Below are 17,218 nucleotides of genomic sequence, written 5' to 3'. Positions count from 1 at the left end.
GTATCCCACCGCCCCCTGCCCTTCGTCAAAATGCACGGACTCGGCAACGATTTCGTGGTGCTGGACGCGCGCGCCCACAGCCTGCCGCTCGACCTGGCGGCCGTGAAGCTGCTCGGCGACCGCAAGCGCGGCGTGGGCTTCGACCAGATGATCACCATCGAGCGCTCGGACAAGGCGGATGCCTTCATGCGTATTCACAACGTCGATGGCGGCGAGGTGGAATCCTGCGGCAATGCGGCGCGCTGCGTCGCCACCCTGTTGATGCGTGAGAATGGCAAGGATGCCGTCAGCATCGACACGCTGGGCGGCTGGCTGAATGCCCGGTCCGGCGCCAGCGGCGTGATCACCATTGACATGGGCGAGCCGCGTTTCGACTGGCAGGCGATTCCGTTGTCGCGAGAGATGAACACGATGAGCATGGCCTACAGTCATGCCGGCTACGACAAGCCGGGCGGCGTCAATGTCGGCAACCCGCATGTCGTGTTCTTCGTGCCCAATGCCGAGGCCGTACCGCTGGCCGAGATCGGCCCGCAGATCGAGCATGATCCGCTGTTCCCGCAGCGCATCAACGTGGAATTCGCGCAGATCATCGACCGCAAGCAGATCCGCATGCGCGTCTGGGAACGCGGCGCCGGTATCACGCGCGCCTGCGGCACCGGCGCCTGCGCCACGCTGGTCGCCGCTGCCCGCCGCGATCTGAGCGAGCGCAAGGCGCAGATCGTGCTGGATGGCGGCGTGCTGACCATCGAATGGGGCGCTGACAATCATATCTACATGACCGGCCCGGCCACCGAGGCCTTCCGCGGCGAAATCCCGCCGACCTTCTGGGCCGCCCTGCACGACGCCGCGTGATGTCGGCAGCGAAAGAGTCCGACGTCCTGAATTTCGGCTGCCGCCTCAACTCCTATGAGGGTGAGGCGATCCGCGCCGCGCTGGATAAGCATGGCCGCAACGATATCGTGGTGGTGAATACCTGCGCCGTGACCGCGGAAGCCGAGAAGCAGGCGCGGCAGGCGATCCGCCGACTGCGCCGCGAACAGCCCAATGCCCGCATCGTCGTCACCGGCTGTGCCGCGCAGATCAATGCCGCCGCTTTCTCGGCAATGCCGGAAGTCGACCATGTGATCGGCAATCGCGAGAAGCTGAACGAGACTGTCTGGCGCGATCTCGGCGCCGGCAGCAGTCGCATCGCAGTGGGCGATATCCTGCAGGACGCGCCGGCAGCCTTGCCCGCCGTCAGCCACTTCCCCGGCCGGCCGCGCGCCTATCTCGAAATCCAGCAGGGCTGCGATCACCGCTGCACCTTCTGCATCATTCCCTATGGTCGTGGCCCGAGCCGCTCGCTGCCGCTTGGCGCCGTGATCGAACAGGCCCGCGCGCTGGTCGGGCGTGGCTATCGCGAATTCGTTCTGACTGGCGTCGACATCACCTCCTATGGCCATGACCTGCCGGGCAAGCCGACTTTGGGCAATGCCGCGCGCCGGCTGCTCGATCTGGTGCCGGGCGTGGATCGCCTGCGGTTTTCCTCGCTGGATCCCGCCGAGATCGACGACGAGCTGCTGCAGCTTTATGCCGACGAACCGCGCGTGATGCCGCATGCTCACTTGAGCCTGCAGGCCGGCGACGACCTGATCCTCAAACGCATGAAACGCCGCCACAGCCGCGCCCAAGCCCTGGAGATGGCGCAGCGGTTGCAGGAGTTGCGGCCCGGCATCGCGCTGGGTGCCGACCTGATCGCCGGCTTTCCGACCGAGAGCGAAGCGGCGTTTGAGAACAGTCGCAGCCTGATCGACGAGGCCAGCCTTGCCTTCGTGCATGTATTTCCCTATTCGCCGCGCCCCGGTACGCCGGCCGCGCGCATGCCGCAATTGCCGGTCGAGCTGCGCAAGGCGCGTGCCGCCATCCTGCGCCAGACCGCCGATGCAGCGTTGCAACGTTTCCTCAGCCGACGCATTGGCGTGGAAGCACAGATCCTGGTCGAGCAGGCTGGCGTGGGCCGTGACGAGACCTATGCGCCCGTCGTGCTGCCCGATCACATGACCAAGGGCAGCATTATCGCGGCCCGCATCGCAGCAGTGCGCGATGGCAAACTCTGGCTGGATGCGGCATGAGCGAAACGGAAACTGGCGGCGACAAGAAAACTGGCTGGTTCGGCCGCCTGAAAGCCGGCCTGTCGCGCTCGGCCGGACAGCTGGGCGAGCAGATCGGCGCACTGTTCACCAAGCGCAAGCTTGATCGCGCCGCGCTGGATGAACTGGAAGAGACGCTGATCGGCGCTGACCTCGGCGTCAGCACTGCCGGCAAGATCGTCGCTGCGATCGCCAAGGATCGCTTCGACAAGGACATCTCAGCCGAAGAGATTCGCATTGCACTGGCAGACTCCGTGACGTCACTGCTGCAGCCGGTGGAAAAGCCGCTGCTGCTGGAAGGTGCGAAACCGCAAGTGATTCTGGTGGTCGGCGTCAACGGTGTCGGCAAGACCACGACGATCGGGAAGATCGCCAGCAAGCTGCGTGACAATGACAAGCGCGTGATGCTGGCCGCCGGCGACACATTCCGCGCTGCCGCCGTGGAACAACTGAAGGTCTGGGGCGAACGGGCCGGAGCGTCGGTGCTGGCGCGCGAGACCGGCGCCGATGCGGCTGGCCTCGCCTTCGATGCCATGACGCAGGCACAAGCCGACGGCATCGACGTGCTGATGATCGATACCGCCGGCCGGCTGCAGAACAAGGCCGACCTGATGCAGGAGCTTGCCAAGATCGTGCGCGTGCTGAAGAAGCAGGTGCCCGATGCGCCACATCATGTGCTGCTGGTGCTGGATGCCACGACGGGCCAGAACGCCATCAACCAGGTGCAGATCTTCAAGGAGATCTGCGCCGTCACCGGTCTGGTGGTGACCAAACTGGATGGTACCGCGCGTGGCGGCGTGCTGGTGGCGATCGCCGACAAGTTCGGACTGCCGGTGCATTACATCGGCGTCGGCGAACAGGCTGCTGATCTACAGTCATTCTCGGCGCAGGGCTTTGCCCGCGCGCTCGCCGGTCTCAATCAGTAACTGACTTGATCAGTAGTTCCCGAATTCGCCCGGCGGATTTGAAAAGGCCGGGAAGCCGTCGCGGCCGATCACGCTGCGATGGTGCTGCAACGCCCAGTGCACCGACGGGAACGCCAGGTCGTCCCATGGGATGTCATCCCAGTTGAACAGCTTCACCTCGAGCGATTCCGGACCAGCGGAATAGTCCGGGCTGGCCAGCGTGGCGCGATAGATCAACTGCACCTGGCTGATGCGGGGAATGTTATAAACCGCCAGCAGTGCATTGATGTGTATGTCGGCGCAGGCCTCTTCCTTTACTTCGCGCATTGCTCCGGCTTCGGAGGTTTCGCGCTCTTCCATGAACCCGGCCGGTATGGTCCAGAAGCTCTGGCGCGGTTCGATGGCGCGCCGGCAGAGCAGGATCTGCTCGCCCTGCGTGACGACCGCGCCGACCACGATCTTGGGATTGACGTAGTGGATCCAGCCGCAGTCGCCGCAGACATGGCGCTCGCGGTTATCACCCTCAGGTACAAGTCTGGAAAAGCGGTAGTTTCTTGGATTTTGCATGGGGCACCGGTGTTTGCAGTCTCAAGGATCACGTTTATGGCATGGCGTAAAATATTGCGGCTTCCACTAGACGAATCCGCTGCAAAGGCGTTTTATCAGTGGACTGAGAAGCGGGATTAAATACCCGCCCAGTAAACAGGTAGGCTTGTAAAAAATAATAAGAAACCGGGAGGTTCCATGTCGGGGGACAAGACCACCCATAACGGTACCGGGGACACCCTCGGCGTTTTCAATTTGCAGGACGCTCCTGGGCATCTGTTGCGTCGTTGTCAGCAACTCGCCGTCGATCTTTATACGGCGGAAGTTGGCAGCAACGGACTGACGCCCCGGCAATTCGCACTGCTTCTCGCCATCTACCAGAAAAGCGGTATCAGCCAGGTGGACCTCGTCCGCCAGACTGGCATCGACCGATCGACGGTGGCCGAGATGGTGGCGCGGTTGATCAAGCGCGGCCTGCTGATCCGTCAGCGCACCGAGAGTGATCGCCGGACCAATGCCCTGGCGGTGACGCCAGAAGGCGAACGACAGTTGCGGGCGGCGCAGCCGGGCGTGGCGCGGGCACAGGATCGCATCCTGGATCCGCTTCCGGCCGGCAAACGCGAGGAGTTCATCACGCTGCTTAGGCAGCTGGTGGATACTCTGGAAGCGCGACCGTAAGGGGTTTCGACGGCGCGGTTCGGCTCAGGCCGGGTCGCGCCGTTCGAGATTGTCGTGCAGTCGCTGCCGTAAGGCGGCGATGTCGATCTGTGTCACCGAGCCGGCGCTGGCGAGGTCGAGGGCTTGTGCGGCTGCCACACCCATGGCGACGCAGGGCCCCATCACGCGCACCGAACTGAGCGCGGCGGGATCGCCGTCGATGCAGCGGCCTGCCGCTACCACGTTGTCGGCACCGCGCGGCACCATGCTGCGGAACGGCACGTAATGCAGATGGTCGTCGCCGAATTCTTCCCAATGCACATCTTCGGCGCGGTCGTGCAGCTCGACCGGCCATGAGCAGCGCAGCACCGCATCGTCCGGCTTGAGCCCCTGCCGCACCTCGTCGACCTGCAGGCTGTGGCCGCCAACGATCCAGCGCGTCTGCCGGATGCCGAGGAAGCCGTATTGCCGCACACGGGCATTGGAGAATACGTCGGCATATTCGCCGCGCAGGAAAGCCACCACGCGATCGGCTTGCGCGCGCCCTTCCGCCTGCGACCTGGCATAGCCGGCGGCATCGAGCGGCGTTTCGACATGCGTCATGTTGACAGTGGCCTGGCCTTTCCCCGGGAAAGCGAAAACGAAACCATCACGTCGCACCAGCCCATACTTGGCGCCGGCTTCGGCGAGGCGCTTCTGTATCGCCCAGCGGTCCAGCTTCAACGCCAAGGCTTCATCATAGCCTTCCAGCGTGAACATGAGCGTGCCCATGATCGGGCTGACCGGCTCGCGACACTCGAAACCGGCGAGATAGCTCAGCGCCGCATCGCCCGAGGCATCGACGAAACCCTGTCCGCGCAACTCGACCTGACCAAAGCGCGTGGCGAGGCCGAGGCTCGTGATGCGCCCGCCATCGCGCTGCACCTGCAGCAAGGTGGCGCCCAGCAGGGCCTCGATACCGGCCGCATGCACCGCCTGCTCGATCCAGCGCACCAGCACCTGCTCCTGGTAGAGCGGGATGTAGCTGTTGCGGCCCCGGCGCAGGTGGAAGGCATCCGCGCGCTTCAGATGCGCGAACATGTCATCCACCATCCCGTAGACGACGCGATAGGGTTCCGGGCCATTGGAATAGAAGCCGCAGAAAGTGCCGAGCATCGAGCCGGTCGACTGGCCGCCGAGCTGCTGACCGGCATCGACCAGCACAACACGGCGACCGAGTTTCGCGGCTTCCAGTGCTGCCGAAATGCCGCTGATACCGGCGCCAACCACGACGATATCGGCCTCGATCACGCGCGCTGCTGCGCCGGTATTGCGGACAACGCGGGTTTCCGGAATCGGATAATCGCTCACGGCAGAGTCTCCTAGCGCCAGCGCAGCACAATCTTTTCGGCAAAGCTGAGCAGCGCGCTGACGCTCAGGCCCAGCATCGACAGCAGCACGACGCCGGCGATCAGCTGGTCGATCTGCATCAGATTGCCCGCCGCCAGCACGAAGGCGCCGATGCCGGTATCCGCGCCGATCATCTCGGCCGCCACCACCAGGATCAGCGCAATCGAACTGGAAATCCGGAAACCGGCAAGGATGCCCGGCATCGCGCCGGGCAGGATCACCTTTAACACGATCATCCGGGTGCTGAGCCCGAAGCTCTGCGCCATGCGGATCAGGTTCCGCGACACATTGTCGACCGCCGAGAAGGCGCTGACCACGGTGGGGAAGAACACGCCAAGCGCAATGGTGGCGACCTTGGACGGCTCGCCGATACCGAACCACAGGATGAACAGCGGCAGCAGGGCGATCTTGGGAATCGGGAATAGCGCCGAGACGATGGGCAGGCCAACCGAGCGTGCCAGCACGAAAATACCCATCATGAAGCCCAGCGTGATGCCAGCAATGCTGCCCAGAATCCAGCCCGAGACGATCCGCTTCAGCGAGGCAACAACATGAGCGACGAGCTTGCCGTCGACCATCAACACGTGGAGCGCCTTCACCACTTCGCTGGGCGCCGGCATGAACAGTGCCGGCAGCCAGCGCAGCTGCGAGGCGGCTTCCCAGCAGGCGATGATCACGAGGAAAGCGAGCCAGGGTGCCCAGCGCCTGGTGCCGGGCACGAAGCCGCCGCCGCGGAAGGTCACCGTGTTCTTCGCGACATCAGACATGCTGCATCTCGCGATCCGCCACCTGCGCCTCGGCCTTGATCAGGCCCCATAGCTCGTCATGGAGATTTTTCAGCAGTCCGGCATGCGCGGGCTCCATGCGCTCGGCCACCGGCACCGGGATGCTGACGATACGCTTGATCCGGCCGGGCCGGCGCGACAGCACCACCACCTGGTCGGCCAGCCGCACAGCCTCATTCAGGTTATGCGTCACATAGAGCGTCGTGGTGCGCTCGCGCGCCCAGATCGCGATCAGGTCTTCCATCAGCAATTCGCGGGTCTGCGCATCCAGCGCCGACAGCGGTTCATCCATCAACATAACAGCCGGCTTCACAGCGATGGCGCGGGCGATGCCAACACGTTGGCGCATGCCTCCGGACAGCTGTTTGGGCAGGGCATCGGCAAAGTCACTGAGGCCGCAGAGCTTCAGGACCTCGGCGATGCGGGCCTGCTGCTCGGCGCGGCCCAGCCGATGATGCTCCAGCGCCAGTGCCACATTGCCGGCCACGCTGCGCCAGGGCAGCAGTGCGAAATCCTGGAACACGAAGGTGAGTGGATTGAGACAGCCGGCGGGCGGTGCACCCAGCGTACTGATGCGGCCGGTCTGCTGTGGCAGCAGGCCACCGATCAGGTTGAGCAGGGTGGACTTGCCGCAGCCGGACGGCCCGATCAGAACCGCCGTCTCGCCTTCGCTGACCGTAAAGCCCACCCCGTCGAGGACCGGCAGATCGCCGTAGGCGTAGCCGACATCCTCCAGAACAACCTGCATGAACGCTACTCGTCGCTGTGAACTTACTTCTTCGGAATGTCGAGGTGGCCCTTGATGAAGCTGAGGTCGATGAAGTCTGCCGCGTTCACCGACTTGTCGACCATGCCCTGCGCCTGGTTCCAGGCCACCTGGTCATAGATGTTCTTCACCAGCAGGCGGCCCTGCGGGTCCATGTAGTTGGCGGCGATCTTCACGGTGTCGATGCTCGGCTTGGGCTGCACCCACTTTTCCAGCGCCGGCATCAGCCCCAGCGCCTTCTCGCCGATCATGCGATTGCCCTGGCTGTCCTTGGCCAGGAAGGCAGCGGCATAATCGGCCAGACCCTTCTGATAGGCGCGCACGAAACGCTCCACCAGTGGGCGCTTCTCCTTGACGATCTTGCTGGAGGCGAACAGCGCGCCAAGCTGCCACAGCGTATGCTCGTGCACCCAGCCGATGATCTTGCCGGCGCCGTCGGCTTCCAGCTTCAGCGCGTTGTTGGCCGGCAGGATGGTGGCATCGACCTGGCCGCCGCTGAGCGCCGCCATCATGTTGGGGATCGACTGCACCGGCTTCATCTGCACGGAGTCGAGCTTGAAATTGTACTTATCGGCCAGCATGCCGAGATTGTAATGGAAGCTGGAGCCGACCGTGGTGATCGCCACGCTCTTGCCGGCGAAATCCTTGGGTGAGCGGAAGCCGGCGTCATAGGCCTTCTTCGAGGCCACATAGGCGACGAAGTTGTAGCCCGGTTCCTCGCGGCTCTGTGCCGCGATCACCTTCAGCGCGCCCTTGCCGGCCAGGTTGAAGAAACCGCCAGTGAAGGCCGTGATGCCGAAATCGGCATCGCCCGAGGCGACGGCCACGGCGACGGCCTGCGCGGCGTTGAAGATCTTGATGTCGAGGTCGATGCCTTCGGCGTCGAAATAGCCGCGCTCCTTGGCGATGAAAATCGGCGCCGTGGAAATGAACGGCAGGGCCGAGATCGTGACCTTTTCCTTGGGCTGGGCGAGCGCAAGGCCCGGCAGCAATAGCACAAGAGCAAAAAGAGCCGCGAGACGCAGCGTGCGCTTCAACATGACGTTTCCCCAGTCGTTTGTATGCGGTTGTCGGCCAAGCTAAAGGCCGTCGCCGCCTGCGTCAATCAGACGGGCTGACTGCTGGGAAATCGTCCGGATTACGGGTTTTTTAGACGACGATATTGACGTGCTGGCCGATCAGGCCGCCACGGGTCTGGATCGGGCGCTGCTGGGTCTGCACGGCCGGCGGCGGCGCAGAACGCTGCTCCGAAGCAACCTGGATGCTGTTGCCGATGCTGCCGAGCTGGGCGGCAAAGCTGGTCTTCTGCGTGGAAGTAGTCTGGGCGGCAGCGCCGGTATTCTGCGCAGCCTGTGGTGCGCGGGCCGGCTGGATCGGACGGGTGTTCTGCAACTGCGAAAGCGCCGAGAGAAGATTACTGCTGGGACCGACTGCCATGACCCTGACCCATTCCACCGGAGGCCGGAATGGCCTCTCAACCCGGGGGCGATTACGCGCAGGAGTCCCTTAAACAGGTATTAACGGCCAAGGCAGGTTTCCGGTTTTTAACGTCCGGGGTCAGCGCGACAGACCGGCCAGCCGCTGGGCCAGCTCTTTCGCCTCCGGCGACTCGGGCGGCAGCTGGGCCAGCAAGCGGGTCCAGGCTGCCGAGGCCGCCGCGTTATTCCCCGACTCGTAGGCCGAGCGGCCGACGAACCAGAGCGCCTGGGGATGATCCGGGGCCTGCTCCAGCACCTTGCCGAATTCCACAGCGGCCTCGGCTGGCAGGGGATCGCGGCTGGTCACCGCCGGCCCAGCCAGATTGAAGGCCAGCGCCAGCCGGGCATCGACCCGCTGGGGGGCCACGGCGACTGCGCGGCGCAGTGCCTCACGGGCAGCATCCACCTCGCCCAGCACCTCGCGGGCACGCGCCAGCCGCAGCCAGCCATCGGCATCATTCGGGTTGTCCTGCAGCCGTTCGGCCAGCCGGTCGACCATGCCGCGCACCATGGCGTTGCGGTCCTCGGCCGACATCTGTTGCGCAGCGTCCATCTGCTCGCGGCTCGGGCCAGCCTGTGCGGGTGGCTTGGAGTCCGGCACAGCCTGGGCCAGCGCGATACCCAGCCGCGGCGCCAGTTCGCGCAAGCGGGCCTGCACGACATCCAGCCAGAGCGCATCGGCCGGAGATTCGGCCGCCAGTCCATACCAGTCGTCATAGGCGCCGCGCGTGTCGCCTTCCTGCAGCCGCGCGAGGCCGAGATAGTAGCGCGCGCCGGGATGCTGCGGATCGCGCTCCAACACGGCACGGAAATCGCGCTGCGCCGGCGCCGTCACCGAACCGTCCGCGGCGAGCGTCTGGGCTTCGGCACGCAGTGCATAGGCCTCGGCATCGTCAGGCTGCAAGGCAATGACACGATCCAGCGCCGGCACGGCCTCATCGGCACGGTCGATTGCCAGCAGCGACCGGCCGAGCAGCAGCCAGCCATCGGCACGGTTCGGCTCGGCGGCCAAGCGCTCACGCAGCTGCGCGATCATCCGCTCGGTCTCGGCGCGTATCTGCGCTTCCTGGGCGGCGCGCTGCTGCATCCTCGCAAGATCGACCTGCGTAGCCTCGGGCCGGCCGATGGAGAGGTAAATGCCGCCGCCCAGCATCGGTACCAGCAGCAGGACGACAATCGTACCGGTGACGACGCTGCGCCGCGACGCCATGACCGTCTTGCCCTCAGCCGCGGCATCAGCGCGCAGCAGGCGCCGCTGGATTTCCAGCTTGGCTGCGCCAGCTTCGCTCGCGGTCAGGCTGCCGCGCGCCAGTTCTTCGTCAATCTCGGTCAGTTGCGCGCGATAAACCGTGACGTCATGCGCCTTGCGGTCGGCCATCTGGCGCTGCGCACGCAGCAGCGGCCAGAGCAGAAAGCCCAGCGTGGCGAGAGTGAGAATGATGAAGCCGAGCCAGATCATTTTCCGACCTCGTCATCGCGCAGCAGCGTATCCAGCCGGCGCTGTTCGTCGGCATCGAGCGCCACGGGCGCCACCACCTGCGCCCTTGCCTGCCGACGATAGAGCGCAAAGACAATCCCGCCACCGAGCAGCAGCAGCAGAACCGGTCCGAGCCAGAGCAAGAACGTCTGCGCATTGAAGCGCGGCTTGAGCAGCACCCATTCGCCATAGCGCTGCACCAGATAGTCCTGCACGGCGCGGTCGCTGTCGCCAGCAACAACGCGCTCGCGCACGATGCGGCGCAGATCGCGCGCGAGCGGCGCATTCGAGTCTTCAATCGACTGGTTCTGACAGACCAGGCAGCGCAGCTCGCGCGACAGCTCGCGGGCACGCATCTCCTGCGCCGGATCGGCCAGGCGATCCTCGATCTGCTGCGCCATGGCAGGCGCCGCAGTCAGTAAAAGCAGAACAACCAGCAGCCTCAGCATTTGACTTTGCTTTGGCGACCAGCGACGAGATCCTGCAGCAGTGGCCGGATCTTGGTGTCGAGGTCGTACTGCATCAGCGGACCGACATGCTTGCAGACGATCTGACCGGCGCCGTCCACTACGAAGGTTTCCGGCACGCCATAGACGCCCCAGTCGATACCGATACGGCCGTTACGGTCAGCGCCGGTGCGGGTGAAGGGATCGCCGAGCTGGTCGAGCCACTTCGCCACATCAGCCGGATCGTCCTTGTAGTTCAGGCCATGGATCGGTGCGAGATTGTCGCGCTTCAGCGCCATGATCAGCGGATGCTCGACGCGGCAGGGTACGCACCAGGAGGCAAACACGTTCACCACGCTGGGCTGGCCGGTCTTGAGATCGGCCGTACTCAGACCCTGCGTCCGGCCCTGCACCGGCGGCAGAGAGAATTCCGGCACCGGCTTGCCGATCAGGGCAGATGGAATGTCGCGCGGGTTCAGCGTCAGGCCGATGGCAAGGCCGATGCCGATCACCACGAACAGCACGAGTGGAACGAGAGAGGTCAGGCGCATGGCGTCACTCTGCCGGCGCCGCAGCTTCACTGCGACGTCGCGCAGGCGCACCGACGCGCAGGCGGCGGTCGGACAGCGAGAGGAAGCCGCCCAGTGCCATTATCAGCGCGCCGAGCCAGATCCAGCTGACCAGCGGTTTCCAGTAGAGCCGCACGGCCCAGCCGCGTCCGGCATCGCCCTCGCCCACCACGGCATAGAGGTCGCCCAGCAGCGAAGGCCGGATCGCGGCTTCGGTGGTTTCCATCGGCGGCTGCTGGTAGCGCCGCTGCGCCGGACGCAGTTCATGAACAACGCGGCCATCTTCGAGAATCTCGAAACGCCCGCGCTGCGCCGTGTAGTTCGGGCCCTTGTAGGGCGCAACCCCGAGGAAGCGGTATTGCACCGGGCCGACCTGAACGGTCTCGCCCGGCTTCATCACCTGCTGCACTTCGACCTGCCAGGTTTCCGAAACCGTAATGCCCATGACCAACAGCGCGACACCAAGATGCGCCACCGTCATGCCCCAGGCGGCGCGCGGCAAATGGCGGGCACGCGACAGCGTCTCGGATACTGGCGCGGCAAACAGCTTGAGACGCAGGCTGAGTTCGCAGAGCGTGCCGATACCGAGCCAGGCGGTCAGCCCCAGGCCCAGCAACGCCATGAAGCTGCGCCCGTCGATCAGCCACAGACCGATGCTGAGCGCGATCAGCATGGCAACCGCGGCCGGCAGCAGGCGACGCAGGGCAGCCGAGAGATCGCCGCGCTTCCAGGCCAGCAACGGCCCTATCGCCACGGCCGCCACCAGCGGCGCGGTCAGCGGGATGAAGACGGCGTTGAAATACTGCGGGCCAACGGAAACCTTGGCACCGTTGATAGCATCCAGCGCGATCGGATAGAGCGTGCCGAGCAGCACGGCGGCGCAGGCCACCGCCAGGAGCAGATTGTTGAGCACCAGCGCGCCTTCGCGGCTCAATGGTGCAAAGACTCCCACGCCTTGAAGGACAGGCGCGCGGAAAGCGTAAAGCACGAGGCTGCCGCCGACCACCAGCACCAGAAAGATCAGGATGAACACCCCGCGCGTCGGATCGGTGGCGAAGGCATGCACAGAATTGATCACACCCGAACGCACTAGGAAGGTGCCGAGCAGGCTGAGCGAAAAAGTCAGGATCGCCAGCAGCACGGTCCAGCTTTTCAGCGTGTCGCGTTTTTCCACCACGACGGCGGAATGCAGCAATGCCGTGCCGGCGAGCCAGGGCATGAATGAGGCATTCTCGACCGGGTCCCAGAACCACCAGCCACCCCAGCCGAGTTCGTAATAGGCCCACCAGGAGCCGAGCGCGATGCCGATGGTGAGGAAGCACCAGGCTGCCAGCGTCCAGGGTCGCACCCAGCGCGCCCAGGCCGGATCGACGCGGCCTTCGATCAGGGCGGCGACCGCAAACGAGAACGCCACCGAAAAACCGACATAGCCGAGATAGAGAAACGGCGGATGGAACGCGAGGCCGGGATCCTGCAGCAGCGGATTGAGGCCGCGGCCTTCCAGCGGTGTCGGCAAAAGCCGCGCGAACGGATTGGAGGTGAAGAGAATGAAGCTCAAGAAACCGACGCCGATCAGACCCTGAATGCCGAGGACGCGAGCTTTCAACGTCGCCGGCAGGTTGCCGCCGAAGGCGGCGACAGCGGCGCCGAAGATCACCAGGATCAGGATCCAGAGCAGCAGTGAACCTTCATGATTTCCCCAGACGCCGCTGAATTTGTAGAGCATGGGTTTCAGCGTGTGCGAATTCTCGGCCACGTTCAGCACCGAGAAGTCCGAGGTCACGTAAGCGTAGGTCAGGCAGCCGAAAGCAAACGCGACCAGCACGGCCTGGCCCAATGCAGCCTGCGGGCCGAGCGCGATCCAGCCCGGCATGCCGCGCGCGGCCCCCACCAGCGGCAGCACGCCCTGCACCAGCGCCAGACAGAGCGCGAGGATCAGCGCGATATGACCCAGTTCGGGAATCATGAACCGGGTTTCACCAGCTTGGAGTGATCGCCGGACTTCTCATGCCACTGGCCGGACTTCTTGAGCGCTTCAGCCACTTCGGGTGGCATGTAATTCTCGTCATGCTTGGCCAGCACTTCGGTGGCGACGAAGCGACCCTGCGCATCCAGCCTGCCATTCGCCACCACACCCTGCCCTTCACGAAACAGGTCGGGCAGGATGCCGGTGTAGCGCACCGGAAGCGTGGCGCGCAGATCGGTGACGATGAAGTCGGTGATCAGGCCGTCCTTTTTCACGCTGCCCTGTTCGACCAAGCCGCCAAGGCGAAATAAACGACCCGCCGGCAGCTGCTTGTCAGCCACGTCGGACGGCGAATGGAAAAAGACGAGATTGTCGTTGAAGGCGCTGAGCACCAGCGCGGTGGCAATGCCAAGACCACTGACCAGGCCGAGCACCGCCAGCAGGCGTTTGCGCTTGCGGGTCACGCGTCAGCTCCGTCTCTGCCGGCTTCACGGCGCGCCTGGGCATGGTCACGCTCGGCCGCCGTCAGCCCCCAGCGACTCAGCAACGCGAGGCCGAACAGCGCGATCAATGCGATGGCAAAAGCCGGCCAGATGAAGGCAGCATGGCCGCCCATGGCCAGGAAATCGCCGAGCGATGCCCAGTACACGCGATAACCCTTTGTTTCCCTTGGCCCCTATGGCCACGGCAGGTGGAAAATATAACCTTCCCGGCGGCGCGGCTAGCCGGCGCGGCGATCGGTCGCGGCCGCGAAGCGCAGGATGCGGGCCTGACGCTTCAGGATTTCCGCCCGAACCCGGACGGTCAACAGCCAGACATAATACCCCTTGGCACCCAAAGCAGTGATCAGCAGCGGCCAGAGGATGTCAGGGTGAATTTTCGGCCCTTCCAGGGTCAGCACGCTGGCTGGCTGGTGCATGGTGTTCCACCAATCCACGGAAAACTTGATAATCGGCAGATTAATCGCGCCCACCAGCGCCAGAATGGCGGCGGCGCGGCCGGCGCGCGCCGGATCGTCGAAGGCTTCCCACAGCGCGATGTAGCCGAGATAGAGGAAGAACAGGATCAGCATCGAGGTCAGGCGTGCATCCCACACCCACCAGGCACCCCACATCGGCTTGCCCCAAAGTGATCCGGTGATCAGACAAATCAGCGTGAACGCCGCCCCGGCCGGGGCGGAAGCCTTGGCGACCAGCTCAGCAACCGGATGTCGCCAGATCAGCGCCGTGGCCGAGGCCACCGCCATCGCGGCATAGATGAACATGCCCATCCAGGCCGCGGGCACATGGATATACATGATGCGTACGGTTTCGCCCTGCTGGTAATCCGGCGGCGAATACAGCAGGCCCCAGGCCAGCCCGATACCGAGGCCGAGCACGGCAACACCTGCCGCCCAGGGGCGGATCGCCGTCATCAGGCGAAGGAAGCGGGCAGGATTGGCAAGGGCATGCAGCATGGCTGTCTATATAAGCTGCGGGTTATTCGAGAGCCAGCCTGACGGCGGCAGCGATGGCAAAGGGAGTGAGCGCCAGGGCGCCAGCGAGGAAGGCGCCGAGCAACAGCAAATGGGGCCCGGCACTGAGACCATAAGCCGCAGCCTCCACGGCGCCGACACCGAAGATGAGAACCGGGATCACCAGCGGCAGGGTCAGCAGCGGCACCAGCACCGCGCCGCGTTTCGCCCCCAGGGTGAGCGCCGCACCGATGGCGCCGATCAGGCTGAGCGATGGCGTACCGAGCAGAAGTGCGCCTAGCAGCACCGGGATCGCTTCGCCATCCATCTGCAGCAGGATCGCCAGCAGCGGCGCGATCAGGCTCAAGGGCAGCCCCGTCGTCAGCCAGTGCGCCAGCGTCTTGGCCAAGGCGACAAGACCTAGCGGCAGCGGCGCCTGTGCCAGCAGATCGAGCGTGCCGTCCTCCTGATCAGTCTGGAACAGGCGGTCGAGCGACAGCATGGCGGCAAGTAATGCCGCAACCCAGATCACGCCGGGAGCGATACGCGCGAGAATCTGCGGTTCCGGGCCGACGCCCAACGGAAACAGGCTAACCGCCAGCACGAAGAATAGCAGTGTCGTGAGCATCGCACCCTGAGCGCCGAAACCCAACCGCAGGTCGCGCGCGACAATGGCAAGGAAGGCGTTCATGTCAGAACACCTTCGGGCAGGAGAAGCTCGCGCGCATCATTCATCGGCACGGTGACATGGCTGGCGAGAATTATCATGCCACCCCTGGCACGATGCGCCGCAAGCAACTCGCCAAGCCATCTGACTGCGCTGGTGTCGAGCGCGTTGGTCGGCTCATCCAGCAGCCAGAGCGTGGCGGGTTTCAGCAGCAGGCGGGCGAGTGCCAGACGGCGCTTCTGCCCCGCCGAGAGATAGCGGCCCGGGAGATCGCGCTGACGCTGCAGGCCGGCGGCGTCCAGCGCGGCACTCACCGCCGTGGCTGCCGCCACCGGATCGAGGCCATAGAGCCGTGCCCAGAACAGCAGGTTGTCGCCGGTGCCAAGCTGCGACTTCACCGCATCCTGATGGCCGAGATACTGCAGCCGGGCACGATGCGCCTCGGCATCCTCCAGCGCGGAGGCGCCGTCCCACAGCACACGACCGCCGGCTGGCGGCAGGAAGCCGGCCAGCAGGCGTAGCAGGCTGGATTTGCCGCTGCCATTCGGGCCATGCAGCAACAACGCCTCGCCGGGGGCGAGACGGAAGGTCAGATCGGAGAAGAGCTGGCGCTCGCCACGGATACAGGCGAGCTGTTCAACCGCCAAAGCCATAATGCGGCGGAGTGTAGCCGCTTCAATGGCTTGCCGGAAGTGCGGGCCTTACTGGTAGGTTCGCAGATCGGCAATCACCTTGCCGTCATTCGGCAGACTGCCCAACGCCACCACCTCGACCTTGCCTCGCAGCTTGCAGACCGATTGCAGCGTCTCGGCCACGGCGGCGGCCGTGGCTTTGGTGCTTTCGATCTTCAGAGTCATAGCGTCGAGATTGTTTTCCGAACTGACTTCCAGCCGCGCCCTGGCGATTTCGGGATGGCGGGCGACGATCTGGGCAATCTGGCCCGGCGTCACGAACATGCCCTTTACTTTCGTGGTCTGGTCCGCACGCCCCATCCATCCCTTGATGCGCGTGTTGGTGCGGCCACAGGGGCTGCTACCAGACAGCACGGCCGAGAGGTCGCCGGTGGCGAAACGGATCATTGGATAAACCGCATTGCCGGACAGCACGGTGACGACCACCTCGCCCACTTCGCCCGGCGTGACCGGATCGCCGGTGCCGGGCCGCACGATCTCAACAATCACGTCTTCATCCAGGATCATGCCTTCAAGTGCCGTCGACTCATAGGCGACGAGGCCGAGATCAGCGGTGCCGTAGGATTGCAGCACATCGACGCCGAGCGCCTTCAACTCGGCGCGCAGGGACGGCGGCAGCGCCTCGGCGCCGACCAGGCCTTTCTTCAGCGAGGCCGCCGGCTTGCCGAGTTCGCGGCCCTTCTCCAGCAGAATCTTCAGGAAAGACGGCGTGCCGGTATAGACGCGCGGCTGCAGTTGCGCGATGGCGTCGAGCTGCTGTTCGGTATTGCCGGTGCCAGCCGGAAAGACCGGGCAGCCGATCGCATGCGCCGAACCTTCCGTCAGGCGGCCAGCCGGCGTCATGTGATACGAGAAGGCGTTATGCACCAGATCGCCCGGTCTGCAGCCGGCAGCCCAGATGGCGCGGCTGAAGCGGAAGGGGTCTTTCGCTTTTGTCGTCGGATGCGGATAAGCCTCATAGAGCGGACCCGGTGACTGGAAATAATGAGCCACGTCCGAGCGCTTGCCGGCCTGTAATCCGCCAAGCGGAGGCTTAGCCTTCTGCCGCGGGGCCAGATCGGACTTGCGTGTGACCGGCAGTTTCGCCAGTGCCGCCAGCGAGGTCAGCTTCGCCGGCTTCACGTCCTTCAGCAGGTCGCGATAATACGGACTGGTCTTTTTGGCATGCGTCACCAGCGTGCGCAGGGCCGCCAGCTGCGCTTTCAGGCGCGCAGCCGGACTGCGCGTCTCGCGCTTGTCCAGATATTCATCCGCGCGGCCCGCCCGTTTCGCGGATTTGGGCTTCGCGGATTT

The 17,218-nt window shown here is 64.8% G+C and carries 20 protein-coding genes; 4 read left to right on the top strand and 16 right to left on the bottom strand.

From position 1 onward, the window contains the following. Window positions 1–30 precede the first annotated feature (30 nt). Genes dapF through ftsY form a run of 3 tightly spaced genes read left to right on the top strand, consistent with a single transcriptional unit; the run spans window position 31 to window position 3,055 of the window. On the top strand, window positions 31–852 hold the full coding sequence (gene dapF / locus FNB15_RS10960; RefSeq protein WP_144068736.1) for a diaminopimelate epimerase: 822 nt from the start codon (window positions 31–33) through the stop codon (window positions 850–852). Further along, window positions 852–2,111: a tRNA (N(6)-L-threonylcarbamoyladenosine(37)-C(2))-methylthiotransferase MtaB gene (gene mtaB / locus FNB15_RS10955; RefSeq protein ID WP_144068735.1), complete on the top strand. Its 1,260-nt coding sequence runs from the start codon at window positions 852–854 to the stop codon at window positions 2,109–2,111. Before dapF ends, mtaB begins: the two co-directional genes overlap by 1 nt. Continuing rightward, entirely contained in the window at window positions 2,108–3,055 is a 948-nt protein-coding gene (gene ftsY, locus FNB15_RS10950; RefSeq protein ID WP_144068734.1) for a signal recognition particle-docking protein FtsY, read from the top strand. Before mtaB ends, ftsY begins: the two co-directional genes overlap by 4 nt. Window positions 3,056–3,064: 9 nt before the next feature. Here ftsY and FNB15_RS10945 read toward each other — a convergent pair whose 3' ends face one another. Then, complete coding sequence (locus FNB15_RS10945) at window positions 3,065–3,601, bottom strand: NUDIX hydrolase (RefSeq protein WP_144068733.1); 537 nt, start codon at window positions 3,599–3,601, stop codon at window positions 3,065–3,067. Between the two features lie 177 nt (window positions 3,602–3,778). On the opposite strand from FNB15_RS10945, the gene FNB15_RS10940 reads away from it, so the two are divergent. Beyond that, window positions 3,779–4,258: a MarR family winged helix-turn-helix transcriptional regulator gene (locus FNB15_RS10940; protein ID WP_144068732.1), complete on the top strand. Its 480-nt coding sequence runs from the start codon at window positions 3,779–3,781 to the stop codon at window positions 4,256–4,258. A 24-nt stretch (window positions 4,259–4,282) separates the two neighbouring features. On the opposite strand, the gene FNB15_RS10935 is transcribed toward FNB15_RS10940, so the two are convergent. The 15 genes from FNB15_RS10935 to FNB15_RS10865 form a co-directional block, all read right to left on the bottom strand. Then, a complete protein-coding gene (locus tag FNB15_RS10935; RefSeq protein WP_221932633.1) occupies window positions 4,283–5,587 on the bottom strand; it encodes an FAD-dependent oxidoreductase in 1,305 nt (434 codons plus the stop codon). 11 nt (window positions 5,588–5,598) lie between these two features. Continuing rightward, a complete protein-coding gene (locus tag FNB15_RS10930; RefSeq protein ID WP_144068731.1) occupies window positions 5,599–6,393 on the bottom strand; it encodes an ABC transporter permease in 795 nt (264 codons plus the stop codon). Continuing rightward, entirely contained in the window at window positions 6,386–7,159 is a 774-nt protein-coding gene (locus tag FNB15_RS10925; protein ID WP_144068730.1) for an ABC transporter ATP-binding protein, read from the bottom strand. Before FNB15_RS10925 ends, FNB15_RS10930 begins: the two co-directional genes overlap by 8 nt. A gap of 23 nt (window positions 7,160–7,182) precedes the next feature. Beyond that, window positions 7,183–8,217 carry an ABC transporter substrate-binding protein gene (locus FNB15_RS10920; protein ID WP_144068729.1) on the bottom strand — a complete coding sequence of 345 codons (1,035 nt, stop codon included), beginning with the start codon at window positions 8,215–8,217 and terminating at the stop codon, window positions 7,183–7,185. A 109-nt stretch (window positions 8,218–8,326) separates the two neighbouring features. After that, a complete protein-coding gene (locus FNB15_RS10915; protein ID WP_144068728.1) occupies window positions 8,327–8,614 on the bottom strand; it encodes a hypothetical protein in 288 nt (95 codons plus the stop codon). 120 nt (window positions 8,615–8,734) lie between these two features. Continuing rightward, window positions 8,735–10,114, bottom strand: coding sequence for a c-type cytochrome biogenesis protein CcmI (gene ccmI, locus FNB15_RS10910; RefSeq protein ID WP_144068727.1), 1,380 nt, complete (start codon window positions 10,112–10,114; stop codon window positions 8,735–8,737). Continuing rightward, a complete protein-coding gene (locus FNB15_RS10905) occupies window positions 10,111–10,581 on the bottom strand; it encodes a cytochrome c-type biogenesis protein (protein ID WP_144068726.1) in 471 nt (156 codons plus the stop codon). The genes ccmI and FNB15_RS10905 overlap by 4 nt, the downstream gene beginning before the upstream one ends. Continuing rightward, window positions 10,575–11,129, bottom strand: a complete 555-nt coding sequence (locus tag FNB15_RS10900; RefSeq protein ID WP_144068725.1) for a DsbE family thiol:disulfide interchange protein — start codon at window positions 11,127–11,129, stop codon at window positions 10,575–10,577. The genes FNB15_RS10905 and FNB15_RS10900 overlap by 7 nt, the downstream gene beginning before the upstream one ends. Before the next feature lie 4 nt (window positions 11,130–11,133). Next, window positions 11,134–13,113 (bottom strand): heme lyase CcmF/NrfE family subunit, encoded by a 1,980-nt coding sequence (locus tag FNB15_RS10895; RefSeq protein ID WP_144068724.1) that lies wholly within the window; start codon window positions 13,111–13,113, stop codon window positions 11,134–11,136. Then, the gene (gene ccmE / locus FNB15_RS10890) at window positions 13,110–13,577 is read right to left on the bottom strand and encodes a cytochrome c maturation protein CcmE (protein WP_144068723.1); all 468 of its coding nucleotides are present in this window, start codon (window positions 13,575–13,577) and stop codon (window positions 13,110–13,112) included. Before ccmE ends, FNB15_RS10895 begins: the two co-directional genes overlap by 4 nt. Beyond that, complete coding sequence (gene ccmD, locus FNB15_RS10885) at window positions 13,574–13,762, bottom strand: heme exporter protein CcmD (protein ID WP_144068722.1); 189 nt, start codon at window positions 13,760–13,762, stop codon at window positions 13,574–13,576. The genes ccmE and ccmD overlap by 4 nt, the downstream gene beginning before the upstream one ends. Window positions 13,763–13,834: 72 nt before the next feature. Continuing rightward, window positions 13,835–14,566: a heme ABC transporter permease gene (locus FNB15_RS10880; RefSeq protein ID WP_144258726.1), complete on the bottom strand. Its 732-nt coding sequence runs from the start codon at window positions 14,564–14,566 to the stop codon at window positions 13,835–13,837. A 25-nt stretch (window positions 14,567–14,591) separates the two neighbouring features. Further along, on the bottom strand, window positions 14,592–15,257 hold the full coding sequence (gene ccmB / locus FNB15_RS10875; protein WP_144068721.1) for a heme exporter protein CcmB: 666 nt from the start codon (window positions 15,255–15,257) through the stop codon (window positions 14,592–14,594). Beyond that, window positions 15,254–15,886 (bottom strand): heme ABC exporter ATP-binding protein CcmA, encoded by a 633-nt coding sequence (gene ccmA, locus FNB15_RS10870; RefSeq protein WP_144068720.1) that lies wholly within the window; start codon window positions 15,884–15,886, stop codon window positions 15,254–15,256. The genes ccmB and ccmA overlap by 4 nt, the downstream gene beginning before the upstream one ends. Before the next feature lie 48 nt (window positions 15,887–15,934). After that, window positions 15,935–17,167, bottom strand: a complete 1,233-nt coding sequence (locus tag FNB15_RS10865; protein ID WP_144258725.1) for a phenylacetate--CoA ligase family protein — start codon at window positions 17,165–17,167, stop codon at window positions 15,935–15,937. Between the last annotated feature and the right edge of the window lie 51 nt (window positions 17,168–17,218).

Origin of the sequence: Ferrovibrio terrae, assembly GCF_007197755.1 — a bacterium.
Lineage (GTDB): Bacteria > Pseudomonadota > Alphaproteobacteria > Ferrovibrionales > Ferrovibrionaceae > Ferrovibrio > Ferrovibrio terrae.
The sequence above is the reverse complement of the archived record's forward strand: the minus strand, read 5'-3'. Positions and strand labels throughout refer to the sequence as shown.